Consider the following 17473-nt stretch of genomic DNA (forward strand, 5'->3'; position numbering starts at 1 on the left):
GTCATCGTCCAGGAATTAACTTGTTTCATATGGATTATCTATATGAAAAATTTAATCATACAAATGATCGATTATTTAGCTTGTTGTATTTTCAGGCTTTTATCTTTTTTGTGGGTTGTGCCATCGCTTATGAATCTTTATAAAGCTAAAATTCTATCCAGTTTTGGATATTTCAATGGTCAATAAACACGTTCATAATTTGATTCATTCCCAGCACGGTACGAGATTTTTATTTAGCCACTCTATTAAAGGTGACTCTCTGCCGATAATACTTTTCGGTGTGTATGAAAAAGATAATATTTTATTTTCTGATGGCGCCATCGTTAAGTATGTTATTTCCAGGTGTTAGTTATTCTGCTAATAACATCGTTTTGCCTGACCTCGGAAGTAGTGATTCCATTATGAGTGAGCATAGTTCACCTACAGCTTCAGCTTTAAGTGATAAAAATAATCTCATTGAGAAAAAAACTTCTGAAATTTTGGTCAGTCAAGCACAAAGTAATTTCTATAACTTGACGCCAGAAGGAATGAAGTCTCAAGCTTTGCAATATGGTAAAACGTTGGCGACAGACGCTGCACAAACAAAAATTGAGTCGCTACTTTCGCCCTATGGTCATATTGCAACAAGTTTAAATATTAATGATAAAGGCAATCTTGATGGTTCTTCGCTGGATTATTTAATTCCGTGGTATGAAGGGGAAAGTGACCTCTGGTTCAGTCAATTTTCAGTCCACAATAAAGACGGGCGTACTATTGCAAATATGGGGGCGGGCGTTCGTCACAATATTGCTAAAGAGTGGATGCTGGGTTCCAACGTTTTTTATGACCACGATATCACTCGCGGGCATCATCGTGCGGGCTTCGGTGGTGAAGCCTGGACAAATTATTTGAAATTGAGTGGAAACTATTATCTCCCGCTTTCTTCATGGAAAGACTCACCGGATCTTGAAGATTACGAGGAACGTCCTGCCCGTGGCTGGGATTTACGTATGCAGGCTTATTTGCCTGCTTATCCGCAGCTGGGTTCATCATTAGTATATGAAAAATACTACGGCGATCAGGTTGCGTTATTTGGTACCGATAATTTGCAGAAAGACCCGTCTGCGGTGACGGTGGGCATTGATTACACGCCGGTTCCGTTGATTACCCTGCAAGCTGGCTACAAAAAAGGGGATACGGAAACAAACGAAGCGACGGCAAATTTGAGCCTGGATTATCGCATCGGTGTCCCTTTATCAAAACAGCTTGATGGTGATGAAGTCGCGCAAATGCGTACCCTTGCGGGTAGTCGAATGGATTTTGTCGACCGCAATAATGACATCGTGCTGGAGTATCGTGAGAAAAATGATCTTGATGTAGGGCTTTATCTCAAACCTACCGGGACAGCGGCTGCCTGTATTCTGGCTGATGACCCCGATAGCGCTGAGGCTTATGAGGGCTGCCATTGGACAGTCAATGCTACCGTGACCTCGCATCTTAAACTTAAGAGCGCGCAGTGGGTACCGATGAGCAGCTTCAGCCCGGAAAACACACTTGGATTACCCGCTTTAACATCAGGAAATATCAGTAACGGGCAGGACAATCATTGGATGCTGACGTTCCCGGCATGGGTGGATTCAACCGATCCGAATGCGAATAAATACAAGCTTGCATTAACGCTGGTGGATGATAAAGGGCATACGAAACAATCTAATGCCGTGAATATCATCGTGACAGAAGCACCTATTAATTATCAGCTAGTCATTGATGACAGTGGTGAAGCGAAAAAGGCCATCAAGCTACTTGCCAATGGTAATAGTTTTGCAAATCTTGTCGCCAGTGGTGCCAAAGTTTCAGGTCTTGCGGGTGAAACGACGCCAGTTGATGCCCAGAACCTGGGGTTAACCTTCCATGCTTATAAAATGGAAGATAAATCGCATTCTCAGGAAGTCACGATTCATGCTTCAAAAAGCGAATGTACTTCAGGCAGCGAATGCCTTTTTTATAAAGAACCACCATCCGGCTCTGAAGCAGTATTAGGCAGTACGATGAGCGGAGTCTTTTCGGTAATAGCATCAAAGGATGATGACAATACCAAGAAAACGAACGCGGTATTAGTCGATTTTAGCCCAGCGAGCACCATGATTTATAGCGCGATCGTTGATAGCGAAAATCCAACCGTTAATTTAACTGCGACGAAAGGCAATGTGCTTAAACTTGGCCATAAATATCAGTTCAAAATTGCCTATGACAGCAATAATAACGGGCAGTGGGATGCGACAGATCGTGAAACTGTTTCGGATAGTAACCCGACGCCATTAATTTCGTTGGTCGATTATAAATGGTTTTTTGCTGGTGATTCATCTGACGGAACAAAAGGTGGTTACGCAGTGAATTCGACAAATAATAATACGATTCTCATTCCTGAAACTAACGCGCAATCAAGCCAGGTATTTGCTAATGCAGGCGCGGATGGAGTGCAGGGATATGAACTGAAAGTTGATTACCAGTTAACACCGTCAGGGCAACAAATTATGAATAATCTGCGCGCAGCAAAATAGGCTCAGAGGATTCAGGTAATAGTTAATACTAACTTTATGAGTCAATATCAATATGAAAACATTTAATAAAACACTGCTGGCAAGCTTTGTCTTCGTCAGTTGCAGTCCCTTTGCTATGGCAGTTATGACAGACTCGGCAGGTACGCTTAACGGTACCGTGCCTGTGATTACATCTGGCCCGGGCGGTCCAGACCATACTGTTTCTTTCTCAAATGACCATACCGGTGGTTCAATTGATGGGATGGTTCCGGGTGACAAAATCTCGTTGGCTTACCTGATAAAAGATGCTGAAGGGGATAAGGATAGCAGTAACACTTCCATCAAATGGTTTACCACGACGGATGGCGTTGGGGCGAATAAAAAGATGTTGTCGGGCAGCGATGGAAAGGATTTTTATACCATTCAGAATACTGATGCTGGGCTCTATTTAGGGGCAGAAATTACGGAACAAACCTCAACAGGGGTGCCAGCGACTGGGCAAACTATCGTCATTAATGACGTCAGTAAAAACGATAGTTCGGACGGTATTCCCGATGGTCCAATTGTGGGCGGCACCATCGGTACTGCAATCGTCGATAGCGCTGAACCAACGGTTAACTTAATTGGTAAAGCGGATAGCAAACTGCAAGTTGGCCACACTTATCAGTTCCAGGTCTGGTATGACGTTAACAATAACGGTACAAAAGATGCGGGCGAACTCGATGCATCGGCTAACTATAACTACAAATGGGTCTTCGGCGGCACGAGTGCAACAACTGGCACTGCCGGTGGTGATGCTGTAAGCAGCACAGACAACAAAGACTTGACCATCCCGGCCACAAACGTTGATGCGAAAAATGTATTTGCAACGGCGGGTGCAGATGGTGTCCAGGGTTACAGCCTGAAAGTCGATTACAACGCAAAAGTTAAAGCTGTTTTGAAATCGACCAAGCGTAAATAATCTGTGGGAAGAGTGGGAGTTGAGCACTTTGGTGCTCAATTCCCATTACAAGGATGCCTCTTATTCATTTAGCCATTGCATGGTGAAATCATGAAAATAAAGAGTATTAACAGCCGCGCAGTGGCCTTTATTTTATTTATGTTTTTAAGCTCGTTTGTTAAAGCCAATGCAAATGATTTAACGGGCAGTACGGGGATCATTAATGGGACTCCCCCTGTTATTTATAATGATAATAATGAAGCTGGTAAGGTCAGTTTTCAACGAGTCAGTGAAACGATGGGGGTAGATGATGAATTAGATATCACCGATATCATTAAATTGTCGTGGACCGTCGCTGATGCTGAAGGTGATGAAGAAGCCTCACTCCCAACAGTAGAATGGATTTGTACCGATACAAGTAATAATAAGCGCGTGCTGGCTACGGGTATTAATCAATATGTCATTCATCCTGTTGATAAAGGTTGTACCGTTGGGGTCAACATAATACCCACAACAATCACTGGCCTCCCACGGGAAAATAACGCGATCGCTATCAAAGATATATCGACTTATGATGTCAACGATAACATCCCAACTGGCCCTGTTAATCCGCACATTTTAAATATAACGAGCTATATAGTTGCACCATTAAATAATGCTGCAACTTACAGTGTGCCTGCCGGTAACACACTTCATACCGCGTTTTCGGGTGCCCAAATACAATTAGAAACCGATAACGTAGATGAGCAAATTGATGAGTGGACGACCACTAATCCAGCCATTGCAACCGTTAGCAATACCGGGCTTGTCACTATCAAGGCGAAAGGGGCATTCAGAATCACTGCTCGTCATAACGAGGTGAAAGGAACGATCACCTTTAATCCGCAGAAATTTTTTATTTTTAGCGAAAATACCAAAATGAGCTGGTATGACGCGAAGGCCTGGTGTGAAAACCAGGGTTATCGTTTGCCAGCGATGGAAGATTTGTCTACAGCGAAGGGCAAGCGTGAAGTCCCGAGCGATGCACTATGGCAGGAGTGGGGAAGCAGTATTGAGGATGTTCCGCACGTGGGGTCCGTATTCTGGTCATCTGATGAAATGGTTGCTGATGAAGATGCCTATGCTTACATGTATCTTTCAGACGGGCATCAATCGTCGAATGGGGCTGAGACTCCAGAAGGCGTTGCTTGTATTGAGTAATAAATATGCGGGGTAAATTACCCCGCAGTTTCATGCAATCCGGCAGGCGTCCGCTTCCCAACGGTATCCCACACCATAAACCGCGCGGATAAACGACTGCTCTTCATCCAACGCTTCGAGCTTACGGCGCAGGTTTTTAATATGGCTGTCGATAGTGCGGTCAGTGACGACGCGGTAATCGTCATAAAGCTGGTTCAACAATTGTTCGCGCGAGAACACTTTGCCCGGTTCGTGGGAAAGGGTTTTGAGCAGGCGGAACTCTGCTGGCGTTAAATCTAACAGTTTGTCGCGCCAGCTTGCCTGAAAACGGCCCTCGTCGATAATCAGCGGGCTGATTTCGTCGGTAAGAATCGGATCTCGCTGGCGTTTGCAGCGGCGCAAAATTGTTTTGACGCGCGCCACGACTTCCCGCGGGCTGTAAGGCTTGCAGATGTAATCATCGGCACCAATTTCCAGCCCTAACAGGCGGTCAATTTCCTCGATTTTCGCTGTGACCATCACAATCGGTACTTCAGAGAAGCGACGGATTTCGCGGCACAACGTCAGCCCGTCGGTGCCGGGCAGCATCAAATCGAGCAGGATCAGGTCTGGGGGAGTCTGACGCACAAACGCCAGCACTTTATCGCCGTGGGTAATGAGTTCCGGCGCGTAACCGGCAGCGCGTAAGTAATCAATAAGCAACTGCCCAAGTTTAGGCTCGTCTTCAACAATTAAGATGCGCGGTGTGTTTTCGTCTATTGGTAACTCAATCATACAGGTCTCAAAGATTCTGACTGTAGAGGTATCTCTACTGTAATGCTAACCCCACCGAAAGGCGAATGCGTAGCGTATAGCTTGCCGTTATGGGCCTCGACAATGTTCTGGCAGATGGACAGCCCAAGCCCTGAGCCTCCACTGGCACGGTTGCGCGAGCCTTCAGTGCGGTAGAAACGCTCAAACAACATGGCTAGCTGTTCGTCACTCACGCCCGGTGCGCTGTCGGCGAAATGCATCACGAAACGCTGCTGGACAACTTCACCGGAGATAACCAATTGGCCACCTGTATCGGTGTAGCGCAGGCTGTTTTCCAGCAGGTTATTGAATAACTGCATTAAACGGTCGCTATCACCAAAAATGGTCACGCTGTCCGGCAGGGCAAGGCTAATGGTTAACCCGCGAGAATTGAAGCGTTCACGAAACGCACCCGCCGCAATTTCCAACAGGTTAATGATATCCAGCGACTGCTTCTGATAGGCCAACGCCCCTTCGTCGGACATCGACAACTGGTGAAGATCGTCGACAAGTTTAGTTAGCGTGGCGACTTCCATTTGTAACGAAGCTACCGATTCGGGCGTGAATTTACGCACCCCATCCTGAATCGCTTCCAGTTCGCCGCGTAAAATTGCCAGCGGAGTGCGCAATTCATGTGAAATATCAGCCATATATGCGCGCCGCATATTGTGATTTTTCTCAAGCGTGCTGGCGAGTTGGTTAAAGTCTTGCGCCAGTTTGCCCAGCTCATCCTGGCTGGTGGAGTCGACGCGGGTTGAGAAATCCCCCGCCGCCAGTTTATGTGTGCCTTCAACCAGGCGTTTTACCGGTGCAAGTAAACCGCGAGCCAGCAAGAAGGTGGCTGCTGCCGCCAGTAGAGAGGAAAGGGCGACGATAATCCAACTGGTGCGGCGTTGCTGCCTGTCGAAATTAATATCGGTATTGCGCGTTAATCGCTCAACGGGTGAGGCGACTACCCATCCGGCATCACGGCCATTTACGTTAATTGAACGGCGCATGCCGTCTGTCGGCACGGGGCCACGCGGGCCTACCAGCACTTTGTAATCCTGATCGACCACCCAAAACTGCGTACGCCAGCCATGCGGTGGCAAGTTACGGTTTTCTTCATCGCCATGCTCAAAAGAGCGCAACAGTTTGAACATAAAACGGTCGTTATTGCGCAGAAACTGCCAGTTACCGTGCTGGGCATATTGTTCGCCAAGTGCGTCACTTAACATTTCCAGGCGCTGTTCATTGCCGCGTTTGATGTAATCAATAAACCCATGTTCGAAGCTGAGCCGCACGCCCCAATGCATAATGGCCAATACCAGTAAGCAGGTGGAGAAAATGGCCAAAAATAGCTTGCCGGTAATGCCTGGACGCCAGAGCTTCATGAGCTCCTCCTTTTACGCCGTGCAATCACGACATTTTTTGTGGTGTCTTTTGGGACGCGAGCAAAAATCAACGCGGGGAGGGCGATAACCAGCGCCATGCTCAGATAGGTGTACATAAAGACGCTATGAACCACCGTGCTATCCGCTGTCAGTTGATGATGACCGTACATCCCAAGCAGCATCCCGGCGATGGTAACGCCGATACTCATAGACAGTTGCATCACCATCGACAGCATACTGTTGCCGCCGCTTGCGAGGTCATCAGGCAAATCTTTTAGCGTCAGGGTGTTCATCGACGAAAAACGGGTGGAGTTCACCATGCCGAGCAAGAACAGCACCACCGGTAGCAGGTAATACCAACCCATCAAAGCGGTGCCCATGAACATCAGAATTACCAGCGCCAGGCCCAGCGTGGTGGTGACGAGCACATTGCGATAGCCAAAGCGGTTAACGACCTGCACCACAATACGTTTCATGCCCATACTGCCGAGTACCATCGGCACCATCATCAAGCCCGCATGGAACGGGGAAAATCCAAGACCGATTTGCAAGAATACCGGCGTCATAAAGGGGATCATACCGCTGCCGATGCGCCCGCAAAAACTCCCCAGCAGACCGAGTGAAAAGGTTTGAGTCTTAAATAAATTGAGGTTGAACAAGGCGCTGTCATTGGCTTTGGCATGCCATAAATAGAGCGCTATCGCTGCGGCGCCACCGCCAACTAACAGCCAGAGCGTAGATTGTGGGATGCCTAAACCTTTGGCACCATCCAGTGCGATAGTCAGTGCCGCCATGCCAAACGCAAGAAATACAAAACCCATCATGTCGAATTTACGTGTCTGCATGGTGTAGTTCGGCATCAGCCACAACGTCGCGATCGCACCGATAATGCCAACCGGTAGATTGATCAGGAAAATCCAGTGCCAGGACGCGTACTCCACCAGCACGCCGCCTAACGCCGGGCCGAGCAATGGGCCTATTTGCCCGGGTAACGTAACGAATGTCATTGCTGCCATATACTGTTCGCGTGGGACAATTTTCATTACCGTCAAACGCCCAACAGGGACCATCATCGCCCCGCCAATCCCTTGCACCACTCGCGCCATGACCAGTTCGTTAAGTGTCGATGCATGAGCACAAAACAGTGAGCCAATGGTGAACAGCACGATGGCGGTGAAAAATATATTGCGCACGCCAACCCGGTCAGCCAGCCAGCCGCTGGCAGGCAGCATCACCGCCACCGTCAGCACATAGGCAACAATCACCGAGTGCATGTGTAACGGGCTCTCCCCAAGGCTTGCCGCCATAGAAGGGAGGGCGGTGTTGACGATGGTGGTGTCGAGCGACTGCATGAAGAAGCCGAAGGCGACAATCCACAGTTGCCAGCGGACGGCGGCAGGCAATTCGGTCATGGGTTCAATACCTCATCTTTACGAGCTTTTCGCACAAACCGTATCCGTAAACGATCAAAGAACAGATAAACCACCGGCGTGGTGTACAGCGTCAGCAACTGACTGACGACCAGACCGCCAACAATCGTAATCCCAAGCGGCTGGCGAAGTTCCGCGCCGTCACCGCTGGTCAGCACTAATGGCAATGCGCCAAACAGCGCCGCTAATGTCGTCATCATTATTGGTCTAAAACGTAATAAACAGGCCTGGAAAATCGCATCTTCCGGCGACAAGTTGCCGTTGCGCTGCGCGTCGATGGCAAAGTCCACCATCATGATGGCATTTTTCTTCACGATGCCGATTAACAGCATGATACCGATGAGCGCAATCAGGCTAAACGGTGCTCCAAATAATTCCAGCGCCAGCAGTGCTCCGACCCCCGCTGAAGGCAGAGTGGACAGAATAGTCAGCGGGTGAACGTAACTCTCATACAAAACCCCCAATACGATGTAAACCGTGGCAATGGCGGCGATAATCAGCATCACCTGGGATTTCATAGTGTCCTGGAAAACTTGCGCGGTTCCGGCGTACATGCCGCGCACGGTTGAAGGCACGCCGAGTGCGGTCATGGTGCGGTCAATCGCTTCGCTTGCTTCCGATAGAGACACGCCAGTTGGCAGGTTGAAGGAGACCGTTGAGGCCGCAGATAACCCCTGGTGATTGACCGACAGCGGAGCATTAGCAGGCTGCCATTTCGCAAACCACGATAACGGAATCGCCTTGCCGTCTTTGTTAATGACGAACATTTGATCTAACGCACTGATGTCCTGGGTGTAGCGCGAGTCAACTTCCATCACCACTTTGTACTGGTTAAGCGGTTGATAGATTGTTGAAATCTGGCGCTGCCCAAAGGCGTTGTTAAGCAAGGCATTGGCGTCCTCGACGCTAATTCCCAGACGTGCCATGGATTCACGATCATAAATCAGATCCATTTCCGCACCGTTGTTCTGGCTGTCTGAGTTGACGTCAGCAAGCTGCGGCAGTTTTGCCAGCGCCTGGCGAATTTTAGGCTCCCAGGTTCGCAGGTCGGCTAAATTATCAGAAAGCAGGGTGTACTGATAACTGGCGTTGGCCTGCCTGCCGCCGACGCGAATATCCTGTACCGCCATCAAAAACAGACTGGCACCTGGCTCTTTCGCCAGCGATTTACGCAGGCGGTCAATGACCTGCTGCGCAGTCTCTTTACGCTCAGAAAGCGGTTTTAGCGAGATAAACATCATGCCGCTGTTGACCCGTGAACCGCCGGTGAAACCGGTCACATTCTCTACGGCAGGATCATCGCGAACAATTTTCATGAAATCCTGCAATTTACCGCGCATCGCCTGGAAGGAAATGCTCTGGTCGGCCTGAATATTGCCCATCAATCGCCCGGTATCTTGTTCCGGGAAGAAGGTTTTTGGGATGGCGATATACAGCCAGATGTTAAGTGCTATGGTCGCTAACAGCACCACACCCACCAGTTTAGTGTGATTGAGCACCCATTTAAGTGAGCGTCCGTAGCCCTGCTGCATCGCCACTAACAGGCGTCCAAAACCACGATTGCGGACAGGTGTATGTTTCGGTTTGTTCTTTAACAACCAGCCGCACATCATCGGCGTAAGGGTTATCGACACCACCAGCGAAATCCCAATGGCTACCGACAACGTGACGGCAAACTCTTTAAATAATCGCCCTGGCAACCCGCCCATCAACAATAGCGGCAAGAACACCGCCACCAGCGACAGGCTCATCGACAGCACGGTAAATCCGACTTCGCGTACCCCTTGCAGTGCGGCCTGTAACGGTTTCACACCCGCTTCGAGATGGCGCGAAATATTTTCCAGCACCACGATGGCGTCATCCACCACAAAACCGGTGGCGATGGTTAACGCCATCAACGACAGGTTATTCAGGCTGAAACCGCACAGATACATGGCGATAAAGGTCCCGATAAGCGACACCGGAACGGCCACCGCAGGGATAAGTGTCGCCCGGCCTGAGCGCAAAAACAGGAAGACCACCAGAATCACCAGCGCGACCGAGATAACCAGCGATTGCTCGACTTCAGCCAGCGACGCACGAATGGTCGGCGAGCGATCCTGCGCAATTTGCAAATCTATTGAAGCCGGAATGGTTTCACGCAGTTCAGGGAGTTTCGCCCGGATCCTGTCCACCGTTTCGATGATATTCGCTTCCTGCGATTTACGAATCATCAGCAAAATAGCCGGTTTTGCATTGGCCATCCCGGCGTTGCGCACATCCTGAACGGAGTCGGTAACGGTGGCGACATCGCTCAAATGCACTGCACCGCCGTTGTTGTAATGGATGATTAACGGCTGATACTCCGCCGCCGTCTTTAGTTCATCGTTTGTCTGTAACTGCCAGCGTTGTGAGTTATCTTCCAGTGCACCCTGTGGGCGACGCACGTTGGCATCGCTAATGGTTTTGCGCACCGCATCCAGTGAAACGCCCTGGTTAAACAGCGCTTGCGGATTGAGCGCCACGCGCACCGCCGGGAGTGAACTGCCACCGATGTCCACATCGCCCACGCCATCAATCTGTGCGACGGTTTGCGCCAGTTGCGTGGAGGCGAAATCATATAATTGCCCCTGAGAAAACGTGTCGGAGGTCAGCGTCAGGATCATAATGGGCGCATCTGACGGGTTGGCTTTGCGATAGGTCGGACGGCTTGGCATCCCGCTGGGTAACAGACTTTGCGCGGCGTTAATGGCGGCCTGCACGTCACGCGCAGCACCGTTGATATCACGATCAAACGTAAATTCGAGAATAATGCGGGTGCTGCCGAGTGAACTTGATGAGGTCATCTCGTTAACCCCCGCAATGCGCCCGAGCGCGCGTTCAAGCGGTGTGGCGACCGACGAGGCCATGGTTTCCGGCGAAGCACCCGGCAGTGAAGCACTGACCATGATCACCGGGAAATCTACCTGCGGCAGTGGAGCAACCGGCAGCAGACGGAAGCCCAACACGCCGCACAAGGTGATGGCGACCGTTAGCAAAATGGTGGCGACCGGTCGATAGATGAACAGTGCGAAGAATTTCACTTACACTTCCTCTTCACGATGATCTTCACGACGACCAAAACGGCGGCGCACAGCGTGCGACAGATTATCAAACAGTAAATAGATAACCGGCGTGGTGAAGAGCGTCAGCACCTGGCTGACCAGCAACCCACCAACCATGCCAATCCCCAGCGGGCGGCGCAGTTCAGCACCGGCACCTGTTGACAGCATCAGCGGTAACGCCCCCAGCAGAGCGGCAAGCGTAGTCATCAGAATCGGGCGAAAACGCAGCAAACAAGCCTGATAAATCGCATCGTAGGGTTTCATCCCTTGTTCACGCTCGGCCGCCAACGCAAAGTCGATCATCATGATGGCGTTTTTCTTGACGATACCGATGAGCAAAATAATACCGATGATGGCAATCACATCCAGTTCGGCACCCGCCAGCATCAGTGCCAGCAAGGCGCCGACCCCAGCTGTCGGCAGCGTGGACAAAATGGTTATCGGGTGAATAAAGCTCTCGTATAACACGCCGAGTACGATATACATCGCCACAACGGATGCGATGATAAGCCAAATCGTGTTGCCTAATGCGGCCTGGAAGGCGAGGGTGCTGCCCTGGAATTGGGTGGACATATCTGTCGGCATCGCGAGATCTTTTTCCGCAGCCGAAATTGCCTCTACCGCTTCTCCCAGCGAATGGTCACTGGTTACATTGAAGGAGAACGTGGTCGACGGGAATTGGTCGAGATGGTTGATTGTCAACGGCGCAAAGCGCTGCTCGATTTTGGCAATCGCGCTGAGCGGAACGCTGCCGCCATCAGTGCTGGCTAGACGGATGTTATCCAGCCCACTCAGACCTGGTGTTGCGCGGGTATCGTGTTCAAGAACAACGCGATACTGATTGGCTTGCGTATAAATAGTGGAAATCAGGCGCTGACCAAAAGCGTTGTACAGCGCGTTGTCCACATCTGACATCGAAATACCCAGACGGCTGGCGCTGGCCCGGTCAACATTCACATACGCCACCAGACCTTGATCCTGCCAGTCGCTGCTGACATCCGCCAATTCTGGCAAAGCCCGCAGTTTTTCGGTTAGCTTCGGCACCCAGGTGCTGAGTTCGTCAAGGGATGTGGCCTGCAAGGTGAACTGATACTGCGTGCGGCTGACGGTGGTATCAATGGTCAGGTCTTGCACCGGCTGCAAATAAAGCTCAACGCCCGGCACTCGGGCGACGGCATTTTGCAGTCTTTCGATAACGACCGGAATACGGTCGTCACGGTCGCTGAGCGGCTTGAGGTTAATTTGCAAACGCGCGCTGTTTAGTGACGGATTCGTGCCGTCTACGCCAATAAACGACGTCAGGCTTTCTACCGCCGGATCTTTCATCACCACATCGGCAACTTGCTGCTGACGCTGCGCCATACTGGCAAATGAAACCGATTGTGGCGCTTGTAACGTTCCCTGAATAATGCCGTTATCCTGAATCGGGAAGAAGCCTTTCGGAATGAAAATCCACAGCACGATGGTTAGTGCCAGGGTGCCAAAAGCCACGCCCAACGTCAGCCACGGGTGGTGTAATACGCGGGCTAAAAGGCGGCCATATCCGGCAATGACACGGTCAAAGAAACGCTCGCTGGCGCGAGAAAAACGGTTCTGTTTGCGTAGCGATTCGTGGCTTAACATGCGGGCGCACATCATCGGCGTCAGCGTCAGCGACACCACCGCCGAGATCAAAATGGCGATAGCCAGCGTGACGGCAAATTCACGGAATAAGCGCCCCACAATATCGCCCATAAATAACAAGGGAATCAGCACTGCGATCAGCGAAAAGGTCAGCGAGATAATCGTAAAGCCAATCTCGCCAGCCCCTTTTAGCGAGGCGGCCAGTGGCTTTTCACCTTTTTCGATGTAGCGCGAAATGTTCTCGATAACCACAATCGCATCATCAACCACAAAGCCGGTGGCTATCGTTAATGCCATTAGCGTGAGGTTGTTTATTGAGAAGTCGAGAAACACCATGACGGCGAACGTCCCAATCAGCGACAACGGAACCGCCACTGCGGGAATAATGGTTGCCGGGACATTGCGCAGGAACAGATAAATAATCATCACCACCAGTGCGATGGCGAGCATCAACTCGTGCTGCGTGTCGGTAACGGAGGCACGAATATTGGTGGTGCGGTCGCTGAGTAATTTGACCTCAACCGATTTCGGCAAACTTTTGGTTAATGCGGGCAACATCGCACGAATACTGTCGGCGGTGTCGATGATGTTCGCGCCAGGTTGACGTTGCACGTTCATCACAATGGCGGGCTGCTTGTTGGCCCAGGCTCCGAGCCAGGTGTTTTCGGCACCTTGTTCAACGGTTGCCACATCGCCAAGGCGAATTGGTGCGCCGTTTTGGTAAGCAATAATCAGATTGCGATATTCATCGGCCGACTGCATTTGGTCGTTTGCCGAAAGCGTCACGGCACGCTCCGGGCCATCCAGGCTACCTTTTGCCGAGTTCACGTTGGCGCTGGTAATGGCGGTGCGCACGGTTTCACTGGTTAAGCCAAGAGCGGCAATCGCGGGCGCGTTCAGTTTCACGCGTACGGCAGGGCGCTGGCCGCCGGAAAGCGTCACCAGACCGACGCCGGAAACCTGTGAAATTTTCTGCGCGACACGCGTTTCCACCATATCTTCGACTTGCGTCATCGGCATCGCGGTTGAGGTCACGGCGAGCGTCATAATCGGCGGATCGGCAGGGTTAACTTTGCTGTATACCGGCGGATTTGGCAGATCGGTTGGCAGCAGATTAGTGGCGGCGTTAATGGCTGCCTGAACTTCTTGTTCGGCCACGTCGAGCGGCAGCGTGAGCTGGAATTGCAGCGTCACAACCGAGGCACCACCAGCACTTTGTGAGGACATCTGTTTGAGCCCGGACATCTGCCCAAACTGACGTTCAAGGGGGGCGGTAATCGCCGATGTCACGACGTCCGGGCTGGCACCCGGATAGAGCGTAACGACTTGAATCGTCGGGTAATCGACTTCGGGCAGTGCTGAAACCGGCAGGAAGCGATAACCGATAATCCCGGCAATCAAGATAGCCACCATCAAAAGCGTGGTGGCAACAGGCCGCAGGATAAACAGGCGTGATGGGCCTCCTGTGGCGCTTGGTGGTAGCACCTGCATCAGGACGTCGCTCCGTTACGTTTGTGTTTTGGCTGTGTTTCAGGGCGAGTTTCGGGAAGCTCGGAGGTTGTTGAGTGCGCCTCGACCACTTCCACTTTCGCGCCTTCTGTCAGACGGTCAATACCGTCTGTGACCACTCGGTCACCGGTCGAAATCCCGGCGGTAATCACGACTTTCTGGCTATCCTGAATACCGACCGTCACCCGATGTTTACTGACCTTATCTTCGTTGTCGAGTACCCAAACGAAGTGACCTTCGTTGCCCATTTGTACGGCAGCCGTGGGGATAACGACCGCGTTTTGCTGGGTATCAACCAACATGCGCGCATTAACGAATTGATTGGGGAACAAGGCGTCATCTTCGTTATTGAAACGCGCTTTAAGTTTGATGGTGCCGGTTGTGGCATCGATTTGGTTATCAAGGCTCAGCAAAGATCCGCTGCTAAGTTTCTGCGTGTTGGTGCGATCCCAGGCTTCAACGCTCAGCGTTAATCCTGCTTTCTGCGCTTTTACCACGGTGGCAATATCGTTTTCTGGCAGGGTAAAAATCAGATCGATGGGATGTGTTTGGGTCAACACCACAATGCCCGTGGTGTCGCTACTGGAAATCTGGTTACCAATATCAACTTGTTTCAAACCGACACGGCCATCAATCGGCGCGGTGATGCGGCTCCAGTCGAGTTGTAATTGCGCGCTGGCCACGGCGGCTTCATCGGCCTTGATCGTTCCGACAGATTCATTGACTAACGCTTGTTGCGCGTCCAGTTCCTGGCGTGACACCAGGTTGGTTTTGACCAGTTGCTGAAAACGCGCGAGGTCGCGGCGAGCATTTGCCAGAGTAGCCTGATCTTTTGCGAGTTGCCCTTGCGCCTGAGCCAAGGCAATTTTGAATTGGCTAGGGTCAATTTCTGCCAGCAAATCACCGGCTTTAACTTGTTGCCCTTCCTGGAAATGAATCGCCAGCAGTTGCCCGTCGACACGGCTGCGAACCGTCACGGTATTCGCGGCGGTAATCGTTCCAAGCCCGGTCAGGTAGCGCGGCACCGATTCACTGGTCGCCGTTGCCGCCTGAACTGGAGCCAACGCACCGCCGCGCATCCCGCGGCTACCGCCAGCAGTGCGTTGTTGTGCAGATTGCGTACCCGAGGTGTCGTTACTGGAACTCGTACTGCGCCAGTAAAAAACGGCGGCGATAACGACAATGACTGCGGCTGCAATCCCTATCCAACGTGCGGTGAAAGTGCCTTTCATATGTGTCGGTCTTCTCTTCCTGAAACGATTAGGCTTAATGATATACCCGTCATACTTCAAGCTGCATCTTTGTTGGCTGCGTTCGCTCACCCGAATCACTTACTTATGTAAACTCATCGGGGTTCGTTCCCTTGCCGCCGCAATGCAACTCGAATTATTTGGGTACTCTAGTGTAGTGAGTGAGGGCGGCGGAAAAATGGAGGAAATATGAAGTACTGTATGGATAAGTCTTATTGGGGGCTATTGAGCAGCGTGGTAATGATTTAAAAGTGCTGACGCTTAAGCGCTACATTGAGGCAATGGGAGGGAAACTTTCTTTGTTAGTTCAGCTACCGGAAGGTAATAAAGTGTTCCGAATTTAAGCAAAGCCGTGAGTTTCCCCACGGCGTTGCATTTTAGTCTTTAAATACGACATCAGCCCAGCGCGCAAGGCCTGCGGTTACCGATCCGAAATCATCGCCACCGGCCAGTGGAATCCCCGGCAATTGTTGAGCCAGAGCCTGTTTTAGCAACGGCGAGCGAGCGCTGCCGCCGGTGAGATAAATCACGTCAGGTTTCACGGCGCTGTTTTCCAGTGCCAGCGTGACTTGCTCCATAATCCGCTGCAACGGCTGGCTAATCGCACTTTCCAGCTCGGGTTGGCTGATATCACAGCCCAACTCTTTGCTGATAAACGGCAACAGCGTGGCGACCTGCTGACTGTCTGAAAGGGCAATTTTGCTCTCTTCAGCGGCACGCACCAGGCGATAGCTCAGGCGCTGACGCCAGACTTTTTGCAAGTGTGCGACTTTTTCCGGGTCACGAGAATCGCGTACCAGTTCATTGAGCATGCGGCCATTGGCGCTACTGTAAAAATCGTTTTGCGCGGGAACATCGTTTATCGCCACAGCATTCCACCATGGCAATACCGGCAGTGCGATGCCTTTTTCGGTTTGACCACCCATCCCTAATAACGGGGAAAGCTGTTTGAATGCCAGCATAATATCGAGGTCATTACCCCCCACTCGGCAACCACTGTGGCCGAGCAGGCTCTGTTCGCGGTCACGACGGGCGCGCCATTGTGGCCCCATCAGTAAGACTGAGCAGTCCGTTGTACCACCACCGATATCGACCACCAGTACCTGTTTTTCTTCGGTTAGCGTGGCTTCAAAATCCAGGCCTGCGGCAACCGGCTCAAACTGAAAGACCACGTCTTTAAAGCCAGCACGATGTGCTGCGCGATCGAGGATCCCTTGCGCCTGCTGGTTAGCCTCGTCTCCACCTAAACCCTGGAAGTTTATCGGACGGCCAATGACGGCCTGAGTAATGGACTCGTCAACCTGGCTTTGTGCCTGATTGCGAATGTGCAGCATCATGGCGCAGACCAAATCTTCAAACACTGCGACTTGCTGTGGCTTTAAGCCTGTCGCGCCGAGAAAGGATTTCGGTGATTTAACAAAGTAAACCTCTTCCGGATCTTCCATATACTGGCGCAACGAACTCAGCCCGAACTGCACGCTGCCTGGCAACACGTCGATATCTTCTTCGCGGTTAAAAGAGACCGCACGGCGCAGCAAGGCCTGAGTTTCAGTCCCTGTTGCCGGAACGTCGTGATGGCGATATAACCACTCACTGACCGATTCACGCGTTGGTGCACACAACATAGACGGAAGCAACGTTGAACCGTTTTCCATCTCCAGCGCCTGTGGAACACCATCGCGCATCACTGCTACAGAGCAGTTTGCAGTACCATAATCAAAGCCTATAAATTGCATAACGTCCCCATGCCGGTGAAGAAGGGGGGCGACTTTAGC

The 17473-nt window shown here is 51.2% G+C and carries 10 protein-coding genes and 1 pseudogene; 4 read left to right on the forward strand and 7 right to left on the reverse strand.

Annotated features, from left to right (window positions below):
• Positions 1-284: 284 nt before the first annotated feature.
• The 3 genes from RHD99_RS07865 to RHD99_RS07875 all read left to right on the forward strand — a co-directional run bounded on the left by RHD99_RS07865 (position 285) and on the right by RHD99_RS07875 (position 4659).
• Positions 285-2540, forward strand: a complete 2256-nt coding sequence (locus RHD99_RS07865; RefSeq protein WP_309878270.1) for an inverse autotransporter beta domain-containing protein — start codon at positions 285-287, stop codon at positions 2538-2540.
• A 52-nt stretch (positions 2541-2592) separates the two neighbouring features.
• Positions 2593-3480 (forward strand): SinI family autotransporter-associated protein, encoded by an 888-nt coding sequence (locus tag RHD99_RS07870; RefSeq protein WP_309878271.1) that lies wholly within the window; start codon positions 2593-2595, stop codon positions 3478-3480.
• A 90-nt stretch (positions 3481-3570) separates the two neighbouring features.
• A complete protein-coding gene (locus tag RHD99_RS07875; protein ID WP_309878273.1) occupies positions 3571-4659 on the forward strand; it encodes an Ig-like domain-containing protein in 1089 nt (362 codons plus the stop codon).
• A 30-nt stretch (positions 4660-4689) separates the two neighbouring features.
• On the opposite strand, the gene baeR is transcribed toward RHD99_RS07875, so the two are convergent.
• Genes baeR through RHD99_RS07905 form a run of 6 tightly spaced genes read right to left on the reverse strand, consistent with a single transcriptional unit; the run spans position 4690 to position 15680 of the window.
• The gene (gene baeR / locus RHD99_RS07880) at positions 4690-5412 is read right to left on the reverse strand and encodes an envelope stress response regulator BaeR (protein WP_309878275.1); all 723 of its coding nucleotides are present in this window, start codon (positions 5410-5412) and stop codon (positions 4690-4692) included.
• Positions 5409-6803 (reverse strand): envelope stress sensor histidine kinase BaeS, encoded by a 1395-nt coding sequence (gene baeS / locus RHD99_RS07885; protein ID WP_183269863.1) that lies wholly within the window; start codon positions 6801-6803, stop codon positions 5409-5411. Before baeS ends, baeR begins: the two co-directional genes overlap by 4 nt.
• Positions 6800-8215, reverse strand: coding sequence for an MFS transporter (locus tag RHD99_RS07890; RefSeq protein ID WP_309878277.1), 1416 nt, complete (start codon positions 8213-8215; stop codon positions 6800-6802). The genes baeS and RHD99_RS07890 overlap by 4 nt, the downstream gene beginning before the upstream one ends.
• The gene (gene mdtC, locus RHD99_RS07895) at positions 8212-11295 is read right to left on the reverse strand and encodes a multidrug efflux RND transporter permease subunit MdtC (protein ID WP_309878279.1); all 3084 of its coding nucleotides are present in this window, start codon (positions 11293-11295) and stop codon (positions 8212-8214) included. The genes RHD99_RS07890 and mdtC overlap by 4 nt, the downstream gene beginning before the upstream one ends.
• Positions 11296-14430, reverse strand: coding sequence for an MdtB/MuxB family multidrug efflux RND transporter permease subunit (locus RHD99_RS07900; protein WP_309878280.1), 3135 nt, complete (start codon positions 14428-14430; stop codon positions 11296-11298).
• Positions 14430-15680 (reverse strand): MdtA/MuxA family multidrug efflux RND transporter periplasmic adaptor subunit, encoded by a 1251-nt coding sequence (locus tag RHD99_RS07905; RefSeq protein WP_309878282.1) that lies wholly within the window; start codon positions 15678-15680, stop codon positions 14430-14432. The genes RHD99_RS07900 and RHD99_RS07905 overlap by 1 nt, the downstream gene beginning before the upstream one ends.
• 242 nt (positions 15681-15922) lie before the next feature.
• Between RHD99_RS07905 and RHD99_RS07910 the strand changes: the two are divergent.
• Positions 15923-16042, forward strand: a pseudogene (locus RHD99_RS07910) (transcriptional regulator); the annotation flags it as partial.
• Positions 16043-16075: 33 nt separating this feature from the next.
• Here RHD99_RS07910 and yegD read toward each other — a convergent pair.
• Positions 16076-17434, reverse strand: coding sequence for a molecular chaperone (yegD, locus tag RHD99_RS07915; RefSeq protein WP_309878283.1), 1359 nt, complete (start codon positions 17432-17434; stop codon positions 16076-16078).
• Positions 17435-17473: the final 39 nt, after the last annotated feature.

It is taken from the genome of Buttiauxella selenatireducens (genome assembly GCF_031432975.1).
Taxonomy (GTDB): Bacteria; Pseudomonadota; Gammaproteobacteria; order Enterobacterales; family Enterobacteriaceae; genus Buttiauxella; species Buttiauxella selenatireducens.

Coding starts and splice junctions, on each gene's coding strand:
- RHD99_RS07905 (WP_309878282.1), bottom strand. CDS start 15,680: ATGAAAGGCACTTTCACCGCACGTTGGATAGGGATTGCAGCCGCAGTC.
- baeR (WP_309878275.1), bottom strand. CDS start 5,412: ATGATTGAGTTACCAATAGACGAAAACACACCGCGCATCTTAATTGTT.
- RHD99_RS07890 (WP_309878277.1), bottom strand. CDS start 8,215: ATGACCGAATTGCCTGCCGCCGTCCGCTGGCAACTGTGGATTGTCGCC.
- RHD99_RS07865 (WP_309878270.1), top strand. CDS start 285: ATGAAAAAGATAATATTTTATTTTCTGATGGCGCCATCGTTAAGTATG.
- RHD99_RS07900 (WP_309878280.1), bottom strand. CDS start 14,430: ATGCAGGTGCTACCACCAAGCGCCACAGGAGGCCCATCACGCCTGTTT.
- RHD99_RS07870 (WP_309878271.1), top strand. CDS start 2,593: ATGAAAACATTTAATAAAACACTGCTGGCAAGCTTTGTCTTCGTCAGT.
- baeS (WP_183269863.1), bottom strand. CDS start 6,803: ATGAAGCTCTGGCGTCCAGGCATTACCGGCAAGCTATTTTTGGCCATT.
- yegD (WP_309878283.1), bottom strand. CDS start 17,434: ATGCAATTTATAGGCTTTGATTATGGTACTGCAAACTGCTCTGTAGCA.
- RHD99_RS07875 (WP_309878273.1), top strand. CDS start 3,571: ATGAAAATAAAGAGTATTAACAGCCGCGCAGTGGCCTTTATTTTATTT.